General features: G+C 64.0%; 12 protein-coding genes. 8 read left to right on the top strand and 4 right to left on the bottom strand.

The features are described from left to right. Nucleotides 1-300, top strand: a 300-nt coding sequence (locus tag ACPGXI_RS16680; protein ID WP_526654907.1) for a phosphoenolpyruvate carboxykinase domain-containing protein, incomplete at its 5' end; no start/stop codon positions are given. Nucleotides 301-438: 138 nt separating this feature from the next. Then, nucleotides 439-1992: a fatty-acid--CoA ligase FadD4 gene (fadD4, locus tag ACPGXI_RS16675; RefSeq protein WP_526654905.1), complete on the top strand. Its 1554-nt coding sequence runs from the start codon at nt 439-441 to the stop codon at nt 1990-1992. Here the strand turns inward: fadD4 and ACPGXI_RS16670 are convergent. Both ACPGXI_RS16670 and ACPGXI_RS16665 read right to left on the bottom strand, forming a co-directional pair. Then, nucleotides 1989-2720 (bottom strand): GntR family transcriptional regulator, encoded by a 732-nt coding sequence (locus ACPGXI_RS16670; protein ID WP_526654903.1) that lies wholly within the window; start codon nt 2718-2720, stop codon nt 1989-1991. The two genes, fadD4 and ACPGXI_RS16670, sit on opposite strands and share 4 nt — an antisense overlap. A 2-nt stretch (nt 2721-2722) precedes the next feature. Next, complete coding sequence (locus tag ACPGXI_RS16665; RefSeq protein ID WP_526654901.1) at nt 2723-3877, bottom strand: acyl-CoA dehydrogenase family protein; 1155 nt, start codon at nt 3875-3877, stop codon at nt 2723-2725. A gap of 93 nt (nt 3878-3970) precedes the next feature. Between ACPGXI_RS16665 and ACPGXI_RS16660 the strand changes: the two genes are divergently transcribed. Both ACPGXI_RS16660 and ACPGXI_RS16655 read left to right on the top strand, forming a co-directional pair. Then, a complete protein-coding gene (locus ACPGXI_RS16660; protein WP_526654899.1) occupies nt 3971-4978 on the top strand; it encodes a MaoC family dehydratase in 1008 nt (335 codons plus the stop codon). Between the two features lie 93 nt (nt 4979-5071). Continuing rightward, nucleotides 5072-7654 (top strand): putative bifunctional diguanylate cyclase/phosphodiesterase, encoded by a 2583-nt coding sequence (locus tag ACPGXI_RS16655; protein ID WP_526654897.1) that lies wholly within the window; start codon nt 5072-5074, stop codon nt 7652-7654. A 17-nt stretch (nt 7655-7671) separates the two neighbouring features. Here the strand turns inward: ACPGXI_RS16655 and ACPGXI_RS16650 are convergent, their stop codons facing one another. Beyond that, entirely contained in the window at nt 7672-8613 is a 942-nt protein-coding gene (locus tag ACPGXI_RS16650; RefSeq protein ID WP_526654895.1) for an alpha/beta hydrolase, read from the bottom strand. Nucleotides 8614-8721: 108 nt separating this feature from the next. Between ACPGXI_RS16650 and ACPGXI_RS16645 the strand changes: the two genes are divergently transcribed. The 3 genes from ACPGXI_RS16645 to ACPGXI_RS16635 all read left to right on the top strand — a co-directional run bounded on the left by ACPGXI_RS16645 (nt 8722) and on the right by ACPGXI_RS16635 (nt 11975). Beyond that, entirely contained in the window at nt 8722-9945 is a 1224-nt protein-coding gene (locus ACPGXI_RS16645) for an alpha/beta hydrolase (RefSeq protein ID WP_526654893.1), read from the top strand. A 25-nt stretch (nt 9946-9970) separates the two neighbouring features. Beyond that, nucleotides 9971-11401: a WS/DGAT/MGAT family O-acyltransferase gene (locus tag ACPGXI_RS16640; RefSeq protein WP_526654891.1), complete on the top strand. Its 1431-nt coding sequence runs from the start codon at nt 9971-9973 to the stop codon at nt 11399-11401. Between the two features lie 112 nt (nt 11402-11513). After that, nucleotides 11514-11975 carry an Rv1443c family protein gene (locus ACPGXI_RS16635; RefSeq protein WP_526654889.1) on the top strand — a complete coding sequence of 154 codons (462 nt, stop codon included), beginning with the start codon at nt 11514-11516 and terminating at the stop codon, nt 11973-11975. A gap of 292 nt (nt 11976-12267) precedes the next feature. On the opposite strand, the gene ACPGXI_RS16630 is transcribed toward ACPGXI_RS16635, so the two are convergent. Continuing rightward, nucleotides 12268-12948 carry a uracil-DNA glycosylase family protein gene (locus ACPGXI_RS16630; RefSeq protein ID WP_526654887.1) on the bottom strand — a complete coding sequence of 227 codons (681 nt, stop codon included), beginning with the start codon at nt 12946-12948 and terminating at the stop codon, nt 12268-12270. Between the two features lie 360 nt (nt 12949-13308). Here ACPGXI_RS16630 and ACPGXI_RS16625 point away from each other — a divergent pair. After that, nucleotides 13309-13578, top strand: a 270-nt coding sequence (locus ACPGXI_RS16625) for a transposase (protein ID WP_526654885.1), incomplete at its 3' end; no start/stop codon positions are given.

Genomic DNA, 13578 nt, shown 5'->3' with positions numbered 1-13578 from the left:
CTGTGGCCGGGATTCGGCGAGAACAGCCGGGTGCTGAAGTGGGCCATCGAGCGCATCGAGCACCGGGCAGAGGGGAAGAGCACCCCCATCGGTACGGTGCCGACCGCCGCCGACATGGACCTGTCCGGTTTGGATGTCGCGACGGCTGATGTTGATGAGGCGCTCACCGTGAGCGCCGAGGAGTGGCGCAAGGAACTTCCGCTCATCGAGGAGTGGTTCGAGTTCGTCGGCGAGAAACTGCCGACCGGCATCAAAGACGAGTTCGACGCGTTGAAGACCCGCCTGGCCGAAGCGGACTAACCCTTTTTTCGCCAGCGCGCGTGTTTGCACACCGGCGCGCCGCTGAGGGCGTGCATTTGCGTGCGCTCGCGCAGGGTGGTGCACGCCGCACCGATGGTTGTTGACACCCGTCAAGTTCACGCGTCGTAGAGTCGGCGCATGCAGATCCGCGCCACTGCCGTTGCCACCCCCGACAAGCCGGCCATCATCATGTATCCGTCGGGAACGGTGGTCACGTTCGGCGAATTGGAGGCCAGGGCGAATCGTCTGGCGCATCTGTTCCGGGCTGCTGGTCTGGTCGAGGGCGATGCGGTCGCGATCCTGATGGAAAACAACGAGCACATGCATGCGGTGATGTGGGCCGCGCGACGCGCCGGGCTCTATTACGTGCCCATCAACACCCACCTGACCGCGGCCGAGGCCGCCTACGTCATCGACAACAGCAGCGCCAAGGCGATCGTCGGCTCGGCGAAACTTTCGGCGACGCTGGCGGGGCTGGCCACCGAGCTGCCCAAGGGCCTGCCCGCGGTCCGAGTCATCACCGGCAGCGTCGAATCGTCGCCGACCAGCCCCTCCAACCAACTCGAAGATTGGCAGAGCTACCCCGAGTGCGTTGTTGACCAACCTGATACGCCGATATCTGATGAGATCGAGGGCGACCTGCTGCAGTACTCGTCGGGAACCACCGGCCGGCCGAAGGGCATCAAACGCGCGCTGCCGCACGTACCGCCATCGGAGGCCCCGGGCCTGATGGCCGCTTTGGTGGCTTTCTGGATGCGTCCTGGCGCGGTGTATCTCAGTCCTGCGCCGCTCTATCACACCGCTCCGTCGGTGTGGTCGATGCAGACGCAGGCCGGAGGCATCACCACCGTGGTGATGGAGAAGTTCGACGCCGAGGGGGCGCTGGATGCGATTGCCCGGCACCGCGTCACACACGGCCAGTTCGTCCCGGTGATGTTCACCCGAATGCTCAAACTTCCACCGACCGTGCGCAAGTCCTACGACGTATCCAGCCTCGAGCGGGTAATGCACGCGGCGGCCCCATGCCCGGTGGAGATCAAGAAGCAGATGATGGACTGGTGGGGCCCGATCATCGACGAGTATTACGCCTCTTCAGAAGCGCACGGATCGACGCTGATCACCGCCGCGGAGTGGCTGGACCACCCCGGGTCGGTCGGGCGGGCGATGGCCGGTGCTGTCCACATCCTCGACGAGGAAGGGAACGAGCTACCGGCGGGCCAGTCCGGGGAGATCTACTTCGAGGGCGGCGCCGATTTCGAATACCTCAACGATGCGGCCAAGACTGCGTCGTCGCGCGACTCGCGCGGCTGGAAGACGGTGGGCGACATCGGTTATCTCGATGAGGACGGATACCTCTTTCTGACCGATCGCAGACATCACATGATTATCTCCGGGGGCGTGAACATTTATCCGCAGGAGGCCGAGAACCTTCTGGTCTCACATCCAAAGGTTATGGACGCCGCGGTCTTCGGCATTCCCGACGACGAGATGGGCCAGCAGGTCAAGGCTGTGGTTCAGACTGTCACGGCCGCCGATGGCACCCCGGCGTTTGGCCGTGAGCTACTTGATTGGCTGCGCGATCGTCTGGCGCACTACAAATGCCCGAGGTCGATCTCGTTCGAGGCGCAGCTACCCCGTACCGACACGGGCAAGCTGTACAAGCAGGAGCTGATAGCCAAGTACTCCCGCTAACCCGACCGCCGAAGTTTCACCCGGTAGGTGTACTGCTCGGGGAGAAAATGACTCACCGACAGCTCGACGGGGCGGCCGCCGTCGTCTGCGTAGAGCCGGTCCACCCGCAGCATTGGATGGCCCGGGGGGCAGCCCAGCGCGTCGCCCACCATGTCGGCTGCCCTGCTGACCGTAATCGACTGGGCTGCCTCGGCGATCGGCTGCGCGAGGTGCGGTTCGAGCAGTCCGATCACGGTGTGGGTGCTCACCGCGCCCGTCGCGAGATCCGGTGACGTCAGCACGGTGTCGGGCACCGTCGGCGGCAGGTGAACCGTGCTGTGGCCAAAAGCGATCCCGCCATGCAGCCGACGGAACACCACCGTGTAGACCGCATCTCCATCCAACTGCAGTCGGCTCGCGGCCTCGACATCCACACGGCGGCGCAGTCCGTCGAGCACCTCCATCGTGGTGTCGTCGGACAGGCTCATCAGGTCCTGGACCGATCCGAGTTGGCGCAGGTAACGCGTTCCTGTCTCATTGGCGTAGCTACCGCGCCCCGGTATCCGGACGACGATCCCGGCGGCGACCAGGTCCTGAAAGGCCCGACGAACTGTCTGACGTGAGAGCCCATGGCGGACAACCAGTTCGGACTCGGTGGGCAATCGGGTGCCGTCGCGATACCGGCCCGCGGCGATCTCGCCGCGCAGCTGTTCGCGCAGAGCCTGATACGCGGGAACCTGCCCAGTCATCCTCAGATCCCGCCCCGCGCCACCAGTTGCGCGGCAATGACATTGCGCTGGATCTCGTTGGTGCCTTCGCCGACGATCATCAGCGGCGCATCCCGGAAGTAGCGTTCGACGTCGTATTCCGTCGAATAGCCGTACCCGCCGTGTATTCGGACCGCGCTGAGCGCGATCTCCATGGCGACTTCGGAGGCGAACAGTTTGGCCATGCCGGCCTCCATGTCGGCGCGCTCCCCACTGTCATAGCGGTCGGCTGCGTGCAGGGTCAGCTGTCGTGCCGCGGTCAGCTTGGTCGCCATGTCGGCCAGGTAGTGGCCGACGGCCTGGTGCTTCCAGATCGGCTGACCGAAGCTCTCGCGCTGCTGGGCGTAGGCCAGCGCGTCCTCAAGGGCGGCCGCCGCTACCCCCAACGCCCGTGACGCCACCTGAATACGCCCGGTTTCAAGGCCTTTCATCATCTGGCCGAAGCCCTTGCCGGGTTGTTCGCCGAGGATCGCCGAGGCGGGCACCCGGTAGTCATCGAAGGCCAGTTCGCACGACTCGACGCCCTTGTAGCCCAGTTTGGGTAGGTCGCGGGAGACGGTGATGCCGGGGCCGTGTTCGACGAGCACCACCGAGATTCCCCGATGAGGTGGACTTGCGGCGGGGTCGGTCTTACACAGCAACGCGATCAGGCCTGACCGGCGCGCGTTGGTGATCCAGGTCTTGGCGCCGTTGATGACCAACTCCCCGCCGTCGGCACGCGCTGTCGTGGTCATCGCCTGCAGGTCGGATCCGCCACCGGGTTCGGTCAGTGCCATCGTCGCGCGGGTCGCCCCGGTCGCCATCGCAGGCAGGTATCGCTGCTTCTGTTCGTCGGTGCCGAACAGCGTCAGCAGCTTGGCCACCACGGTGTGTCCGCCCATCGCCCCGGCCAGGCTCATCCAGCCCCGGGACAGCTCTTGGGTGACCTCGACGTAGCACCGGGTCGACACCGGGGTGCCGCCGTAGTCTTCGGGGATAGCCAGCCCGTAGATGCCGATGCGCTTCATCTGGTCGATCCACGCCTCGGGGTAGGTGTTGGCGTGCTCGACGTCGCGCACGGTGGGCTTCACGTCCCGGTCGATGAACGCCCGGACCGTCTCGACCAGCAGGGTCTCTTCGTCGCTCAACCCGGCGTTCACAGCGTCTCTCCCAGCCGGCGAAATATCCGGCCATTTGCACACAAATCGTCAGATGTTGACACAACACCGAGCTTAATGCCAGCATAACCAGCCGTGACTTTGTACGGCCAAATTGCTGGTGGGCCCTACTTCGACGACTTGCAGGTAGGCCAAGTCTTCGACAGTGCGCCGTCGATGACGTTGACAGCGGGCGTGGCCGCCGCCCACCAGTCCATCATCGGGGATCGTCTGCGATTGCCGTTGGACGCCGAACTGACGGCCGCCGTGACGGGAGCTCCCGCACCTTTGGCGCACCCGGGGCTGGTGTGCGACGTGGCGATCGGTCAATCCACGCTGGTGACGCAGCGGGTGAAGGCCAACCTGTTCTATCGCGGGTTGAGGTTCCACCGATTCCCCGTCCTCGGCGACCGGCTGTTCACCCGCACCGAGGTGGTCGGGCTCAAGCAGAACTCCGATAAACCCGGCCGCGCTCGCACCGGGCTGGCCGCCCTGCGGGTGACCACCATCGACGGCGCGGGTCAGTTGGTGCTGGACTTCCACCGATGTGCGATGCTGCCGCTCAGCGCTGACGCTCCGCACACCGGCCACGGCGACGACCTCTCGCAGATCGGTGTGGATGGCGGGCCGGCGGCCGATCCCACCGCCGACTGGGATGCCGCGGCGTTCCGCGCCCGGGTGCCCGGACCCCACTTCGATCTCGGGCTGACCGGCAGCGTGGCGCGAAGCTCGGCCGACGTGGTGAGCAGCGCGCCGGAGCTTGCCCGACTTTCGTTGAACATCGCTGCGACCCATCATGATTCAAGGGTTGCAGGCAAGAGGCTGGTCTATGGTGGGCACACTATCGGGCTTGCGCTGGCGCAGGCTACTCGCCTGTTGCCCAATCTCGTCACGGTCCTGGCCTGGGAGGCGTGCGACCACACCGGCCCGGTGCACGAGAACGACACGCTGTACAGCGAGCTCAGAATTGTTGGCGCCGAGGAATTGCCAGCCGGGCGCGGCGGCGTGGTGCGGCTCAGTTCGACGGTCTACGTCGCGAGCGGATCGGATTCTCAGGAGGATCGCCAAGTCTTGGATTGGCGGTTCACTGCCCTGCTGTTTTGAACCGGCGCGGCTCGCGGGCCATGGTCAGCACGGCAGATCATTGGATTTCGGATAACCCCATTGTTTGTGGTTGCGAGAAGTATCGTCACCTGAATGGCGGTCTCCGTTCCGCAGTGGGCCGATTTGGAATCGAACCGGTCGACGATCTCTGGCCGGATGACGTTCCTGGCGCAGGTGATCGGGTGGTTGGCGTTTGGCGTCGGGGTCGTTGTGTTGCTGGTGGGTTGGTGGCTGGACCAGCCCTCGGTCGCATCGCTGATTCCCGGTCAGGTCACGATGAAGGCCAACACCGCGGTCGGGATAGCGTTGACCGGAATCGTGGTCGTCGGCGTGGCTCGGGGCTGGAATCGGTGGGTGCCAGGGTTGACCGCGGCGGTGGTGCTGTTGATCGGCGCGGGCACGCTCCTCGAGTACGTCACGAGTTCGTCGTGGTCGGGTCTCGACGAGTTGTTGGCCCAGGAGCGCCTGCATACCGTGGCGACGGCGTTTCCCGGCCGGATGGGTGCCAATACCGCTGTTGACATGGTCGTCCTGGGGGCCGCAGGACTCCTGTTGACCTTGCGCAAGGCCCCGGGTGTTCGGCAGGCGCTTGCCGTGGTGGTGGTCGCGGTGGCGACCGTCGCCATTCTGGGTTATGCGTTGCAGGTGCCGGCAATGTCAGGGCACGTTGTTGGGGTGGCGACCAGGATGGCGCTCAACACTTCGGTGATGCATCTGCTGCTCGGTGTGGCTCTGCTGGTGGTGGCCACCGATCGGGGTTGGGCCAAGCTGTTTGCGTCGCCGCTGGCGGGCGGGCGGATCGCCCGCGTCTGGACGCCGGCGCTCCTTATCGTGGTGGCGATCGTCTCTGTGCTCGCTCGGACGATTGTGGATGTTATTTCCGGGGACGCGGCTTTGGGTCAGCAGTTGGGGCTATCGATGTCGACGGTTGCGGTCGGGGCGGTGATGTTGATCCTTGCGGGGCGAACAGATCAACTGGACCAGGATCGGTTGCGTGAGGCCGCTATTGCCGTTGACAGGAGTGAACGCCTGTACCGGCTGGGATTCGATTTTTCTCCGGTCGGGATCGCGCTCCTGGACCGGTCCGGCAATTTTCTGGAGGTCAATCGGGCATTCTCGGCACTGCTGGGCAAACCCGCGCAAACCATTGCCGGCGCTGAGTCGGTTGCGACGGTCTCCGAGCCGAATCGGGTTTCTAAGGACCTCGAAATCTTGGAGCAACTGTTTTCAGGCGATGAACCGAATGCTTCTTTCGAGACGGCTCTTCTAGCTTCCGATGGCAGACCGATCCCGGTTCAATGGGATATTGGCCGAGTTGACTTCGCCAGTGGCACGGTGCTGTTCGGCCACGTAAACGACCTTACGCACGAACGTGAAACACAACGTTGTTTGCAAGACAAGAATCTGGAACTCTCCCAGTTGGCGGAGCGGGACGTGCTCACCGGAATCTTGAACCGGCGAACTTTCCTTGACTATGTTCAGGCCACGCTGGACAAGCCCGCCGACGACGGATCGCCGTCGATGTGCGCGGTGTTGTTCATCGATGTCGATGACTTCAAACGAATCAATGACGTGTTCGGCCATCAGGTGGGCGACCGGTTCCTGTGCGCAGTGGCGGATTGTTTGACCAGGAACACGAAAGAGGGCAGCGGCTGGGTAGCGAGGGTGGGCGGAGACGAGTTCGCGATGCTATTGACCGGCTACTCGCGGGCAGAGGTGGACGCCGTGGCCAGACGGCTTGACGCGTGTTTGCGCGACCCCATCAGAGTCGCCGGAGTGACGCTGAAGTCTTCGTGCTCGATCGGGTACGCGGTCGCCGACGGGTCGCTACTGGATTGTGAAGAGTTCATGGCCCGAGCCGATCAGAATATGTATGCGACCCGCCGCGCCGGGCGCGAAGGATTAAGCCAGAAGACCGAAGAGTTACGAGAAGCGATCGACACGGGTCAACTTGTCACTCACTTCCAGCCGATCTGGAAGCTCGGCCAAGAGAACCACACCGTGCACGCTTACGAAGCACTGGTCCGTTGGCAACACCCCGAAAAGGGCCTGATCCCACCGCACGAGTTCATCAGCACCGCCGAGGTCAGTGGGCTCATCCACCAGTTGGACATGTGGGTGGGCACAGACGCAATGACCCGTATCGGTGCGGAGCCCAGGCTCAACTTGGCGGTCAACTGTTCAGCACTCACCCTCTGCGTCCCGGGGTTTGCCGGCGAACTCCTAGCGGCGGTCGACGCTGCCGGCCGCGACCCCCGGTCGATCATCGTGGAGCTCACAGAGAGTGTGGAAATTCCGGAGAGCAGCCAGATCATGAAGACCCTGACCGAACTTCGTCGGGAAGGGATCCAGATCGCGCTGGACGATTTCGGGGCGGGCTATGCGGGATTGAACAACCTGCGAACTCTGCCGATCGACGTCGTCAAGATCGACCGTAGCTTGATTGTCAGCCTCGCCGCAGATTCACAGGAAGCCGACCATACCGAGCATTTTCTCCTCGGGATCAGACAACTGACCGATGCCATGGGCACCCAAGTTCTTGCCGAGGGGATCGAAACGGCCCGGCAACTCGACCTTGTCCAAGCGTTGGGATTCGACTACGCCCAGGGATTCTTACTGGGCAGGCCGACCTCAGATCCGGCCCCCAGCCACCCGGTGGTCAGCTTGGGGAGATGACGGTTTTCGGCCGACCGTTACTCCGTCGCTTCGCGTCGGCCAGGCGTGAACGCGGTCTTCAGCAGCGCGCACTGGCTGGCAAAAAACGACTGTGACACAGAGGCTTTCGGCATGATTCCGTCGAAACCGTGGAAAGCGCCCGCGACCACCATCACTTCGCATGGCACGCCGGCGGCTCGCAGCCGCTCGGCGTAAGCGAGGTCCTCGTCGTGAAAAAGATCCAGGGTCCCGACACCGATCCACGCCGGCGGCAGCCCGACGAGATCGTCGCGGCGTGCCGGGACGGCGACATTCGGATCGGCGGCGCCCAGGTAGGCACGCCAGCCGAACTCGTTGCTCGACTGGTTCCACAGTCGGTGCCCGGCATCATCGATATCGGTGCGCAGCACGGTGCGGTCATCGAGCATGGGATAGACGAGAAGTTGTGCCGCCAGAGCGATCTCGCCGCGATCACGGGTGATCAGCGCCAGCGCGGCAGCCAGACCGCCGCCGGCGCTGGCCCCGCCGATCGCCACCCGGGCGGGATCAACGGCCGGCAACCCTTTCAGCCATGCCAGCGCCGCGTAGCAGTCTTCGACAGGAGCCGGGTACGGATGCTCGGGGGCCAGTCGATAGTTCACCGACGCGATGGTGGCGCCCAACTCGCTGGCGAACCTGCGGCACAGCTCGTCGTCCTGGGCGGCGTCGCCGACGACGTAACCGCCGCCGTGGAGCCACAGCAGTGCCGGTCCAGGAGCAGCTGGGCCCGTGGGGCGGTGCAGCCGAACCTCGACCCCTGTAGGGAGGGTGAGCACCTCCGGGGCCTTGGGGTCGTCGGGGTCATGCCGCCTCAGCAGTCGGCCGGCCACGCGAATGATCGGCACCGTGCGGGGTGTGATCAGCTGCTTCGGCAGCAGCCGAGCACTACGTCGCAGCTCCGGATGGACCTCAGTATTGGGCACCCGACCAGTATTGGGCATCCGTCCAGTTTTGGGGATTAGCGCCACAGCGGATCGCGCGGCGGCCTCCAGTAGACAACTTCGCCGAGATTGTCCTTCGATTCTGCGGTAGCGGGGTACTCTCGCGAAATGACGGATCGGCCGGATGCCCAATCTTCCGGACCCGCCCTGAGCGCCCGCCTGAAATGGTTGCTGAGGGCCAGTCCAGCCGACCACATGCTGGCTTTGAGCGTGGCATCTGCTTCGCTGCCGGTGATAGGGAAGCACCTCAAGCCGCTGGGCGCGTTGACTGCCGCGGCGATCTGGGGGTCACGCCATGCACCGGACTTCCTCGGTACGACCGCACGGTCGTTACTCGCTCCCGCCGACACCGAGCTCAAACGGCAGGAACGCGAGAGCGCCAATGCGGTCAGCGAGGCGGCGTTGCGCGGCCTAGTCTCGGCCAAGGATCTCGAAATCGAGTGGCCGCAACCTGAGCGCACTCCGCCGCTCTGGAAAATGCGGGAGCAGCGCCGCAGTGTGCACCGCACGTCGGTGCGGTACGGACCGCAACCGACGCAGCTGCTCGACGTGTGGCGCAGGGACGACCTCATCGACCATCACGCGCCCGTCATGTTGTTCGTTCCGGGCGGAGCCTGGGTGCACGGTAGCCGCATGCTGCAGGGTTACGCGTTGATGTCGCATCTCGCCCAGAAGGGTTGGGTGTGTCTGTCCATCGACTACCGGGTCGCCCCGCACCATCGCTGGCCAGCGCACATCATGGATGTCAAGGCGGCGATCGCGTGGGCCCGAGCCAACGTCGACAAGTTCGGGGGAGATCGAAACTTCGTGACGATCTCGGGGTGTTCGGCCGGCGGCCACCTGGCCGCGCTGGCCGGTCTGACGTCCAACGATCCCGATTTGCAGGGAGAACTCCCCGAAGGCTCGGATACCTCGGTAGACGCCGTTGTCGGGATTTACGGACGCTACGACTGGGAGGACAAGTCGACGGTGGAGCGGGCGAGGTTCGTTGACTTCCTGGAGGGCGTCGTCGTCAGACGCAAGATCGCCAAGCACCCCCACGTGTTTCGGCAGGCCTCCCCGATCGCACGGATACACCCCGACGCGCCGCCTTTCCTGGTCGTGCATGGCACCGGTGACAGCGTCATCCCGGTCGCCCAGGCGCGCAGCTTCGTCGAACGCCTCAGCGGTGTGTCCCGCTCGGCGGTGGGGTATGTCGAACTGCCTGGGGCCGGCCATGGCTTCGATCTGATGGACGGGGCCCGAACAGGTTCCGCGGCAACAGCAATCGGCTTGTTCCTCAACCACATTCATCGAAACAGGAGCCTCGCTGGGGCCAAAGAGGTTATATAGAACATCTCCGGTAGGTGGTGTTGCGGTGAAGAGGCTTAGCGGGTGGGACGCTGTACTGCTGTACAGCGAGACTCCCACCGTGCACATGCATACGCTGAAGCTGGCGGTGATCCAACTCGACGACCTACTCAGGCAGGAAGGCGGCGCGAAGTTCGGGGTCGAGCAGTTGCGCGACGTGATCCAGAGTCGGCTTTATAAGCTCGAGCCGTTCCGCTACGAGTTGATCGATATCCCGTTCAAGTTCCATCATCCGATGTGGCGGGAAAACTCCGAGGTCGACCTCGAATATCACGTTCGGCCCTACCGGGTGGACTCACCGGGCGGCCGCCGCCAACTCGATGAAGCCGTCGGCCGAATCGCGAGCACGCCGCTGGACCGCAGCCGTCCGCTGTGGGAGATGTACCTCATCGAGGGTTTGGCCAACGACCGGATCGCGGTGCTCGGCAAGATTCACCACGCCCTGGCCGACGGTGTCGCCTCGGCGAACCTGCTGGCACGCGGAATGGATCCGCACGACGGCACTCAGGACCAACGGGATTCCTATGCCACGGATCCCGCACCGTCCAAGAGTGAGCTCGTGCGCTCGGCGTTCACTGATCACTTACGTCAAATCGCCAGGCTGCCATCCGTCGTGCGGTACACGGTGCAGGGCGTGCGCCGGGTGCGGAAGAGCCCGCACAAGATGTCTCCGGAACTGACCCGCCCGTTCACCCCGCCCCCGTCGTTCATGAACCACATGGTCGATGCGACACGTCGATTCGCCACCGCCACCATGTCGTTGGACGACGTGAAGAAGACCGGCAAGCTTCTGGGTGTCACGATCAACGACATGGTTCTGGCCATATCGGCCGGGGCGCTACGACAGCTACTGCTGCGCTACGACGGCAGAGCCGAGCATCCCTTGCTGGCCTCGGTTCCCGTCAGCTTCGACTTCTCGGCGGACCGCATATCCGGCAACTACTTCACCGGTGTGCTGGTCAGCCTGCCGGTGGACCTCAAGGCTCCACTGGACCGTGTGCACGCCGCCCATGATGCCGCCGCAGCCGGCAAGGAGAGCAACCAGCTGATCGGACCGGAACTGGTCAGTCGATGGTCGGCCTACTTCCCGCCGGCGCCCGCCGAGGCGATGTTCCGCTGGTTGTCGCACAAGGACGGTCAGAACAAGGTGATGAACATTCCGATCTCCAATGTGCCGGGACCGCGGGAACGCGCGCGGGTCGGCGGCGCGTTGGTAACCGAGATTTATTCGGTCGGTCCGTTGACGACGGGCAGCGGTCTCAACATCACTGTCTGGAGCTACGTCGACCAACTCAATATCTCGGTCCTCTCGGATGGCCGGACGGTCGAGGATCCGCACGAACTGACCGACGCGATGATCGAGGACTTCATCGAGATCCGCAGCGCAGCAGGGATTTCCGAAGAATTGACGGTCGTCGAAACCGCCATGGAGCCCTAGAACAGCCAGCGGGCTGGCGCAGGGGGCAGTTCCGACACGTTCAACCATCAGCACGGCGTCGACACCCATCGCCGTGGCCGCGTCGGTTCCTACGTCACGTATAACGGATCACGTGCACGAATTTGAGATTGAGTCTCGGCTGTCGACGCCGGCTGACGTGGTCTGGGGTGAAGTGACCGCGATCGACGGCGTGAACTTCGAACTGATGCCTCTGGTGCGGATGAGTGTTCCGGATGGCCTTGCCGGAGCGAGAATTGACGACCTCCCACTTCATCAGTGCGTGGGCCGCAGCTGGATCAAGCTGTTCGGGTTTTTGCCAGTCGACTACGACGACCTCGTGATCGCCGAGCGTGGCCCGGGCTATCGCTTCTTCGAGAAGTCGTCGATGATGACGCAATCGCGCTGGTTCCACGAGCGGCGGGTGGAGCCACTGCCCAATGGAAGCCGAGTGATCGACCGACTGAGCTGGCAGGGCCGTGTCGTCCCATTCGGCGCGATGTACCGCATCGCGGTACCGGTTCTCTTCGGCCACCGGCACAGTCGGCTGCGCCGACGCTTCGGCACGCTTGAATAAGACATCACGACAGCACCCGCGCTCCCCTGAGGCGCGGATCGCCGCGATGGCTTCAGGATCGCGGGACCAGCGGGCGGCCGGAACGACCAGTCCGATCGGGTCCGCCTTGCCTGAGGGTCGAATGACGCTGCAGGATAGAGGAATTCACTAAGTGCGGCCTACTCCGACCTGGGCACGAGCCGGGTGAGGCAAGGCAGGAAATGATGCGTCCCGAATGTCTAGTAATGGGAACATTCCCACCCAAGGCCCGCTCCGCTGCGGTCATCGGTTCTGGGGGTCCTGCCAAAGAGGCTCACGAACGGCGTACCGCTTCGCGCAACGTCGGGACAACCACGTCCGTTAGGTAGGGAGCGTCCGGTCGGTCTCCCCACCGGAGGTCGCCGTACGCCGCAGGATGCGAGAAGGCGCAGACGACCATTCGTTGTCGGCCCAGGCGTGCCTCGTAGGCCAATCCGCTGTCGTCAGTGACGCGGGTGAGGATCGTGTTGATCGCGCTAGCCGCTTTTCCGCCTTGGAGAATCAAGATTGTGGGTTTGAGAATCGATAGCGTCGCTGCGAGGTGGTTTCTGCAGTGGTCGAGCATCGTCTTCGTCGGACGGGCCTGGACGCCTTTTTTGGGACCGGCGTAACACAAGAGCCGATTGACTAGCGCGAATCCATCGAAAATGTGGAACGGTTTGCCCCGCAGCGGATGAACCCACTCACCCTCGAAATCGGCACCCGGATCTTTGCCAAAGATGACGCGGAGTGCTGAGGTGGTGCCCCGCATGTGCGGATTCCGACCTTTGTGGTCCTTATCCGCGTAGTAGCGGCGCTCCAGGCCCGTCCTGTCGTGGACATCAATGTATCGCTGGTCCAGCGTCACTCTGCTTTCCTTGGCCTCCTGCCCGACCACCACTACCCGGAGCGGCTTGTCCCCTAAGGACAGATCGAAGTGCCGCCCGACATGGCTCATCGTGCCGGGCAGAAACACGTGACCCGGGTTACGTGAATTGCGGCAATCGTTGTGGTGTGGGCAGACAAACGCCTTCCGCCTGAGGAGGTTTTCGTCGACGTGCTCCGCGAGCTGTGCAATCTTGCGGCGAGTTCCAGCGGGGTGGACGTGGATTGACGGCGCAATAGGCACGATCAGGAGTATCTATCCCCGAGCCTCACGCGAGACGGGATTTGATCAATCTCGTTTCTTTACAAATGGGACAGGCCCGTTCCCGCTAGCCCGGATTTTTCGCGGGATGCTGATGTAGCTGGGTGTTGATACGCGAAAGTGCCTGTCCTGCAGTGCAAGATCGACTTGTCTAAGGTTCGGTCCGCACAAGGGATAGGCACCTCGCAGGTGAAGAGTATCGCGGCAGCGCGGCGGGTGAAAGTATCGGCAGACGGCCATGGGGTGGTGTCGCACGCCGGGATGGGGCTGTTGCGGGAGCTGGCCGACCTGACCGGGTTATCCGCGCAGGTCACGGCGGTGTTGGCCGACACCTACAAGGGGCCGTGGGTGCACGCCCCGGGTGCGGTGTTCGCGGACCTGGCCGCGGCGATCGCCGACGGGGCGGACTGCATCGACGGTGTCGGGCAGCTGTGCGGGGATCGCGAGCATGTGTTCGGG

It is taken from the genome of Mycobacterium sp. (assembly GCF_049608025.1).
In the GTDB taxonomy this organism is placed as follows: Bacteria; Actinomycetota; Actinomycetes; order Mycobacteriales; family Mycobacteriaceae; genus Mycobacterium.
Note: the sequence above shows the minus strand (reverse complement) of the source record. Positions and strands in the feature narration are given on the sequence as shown.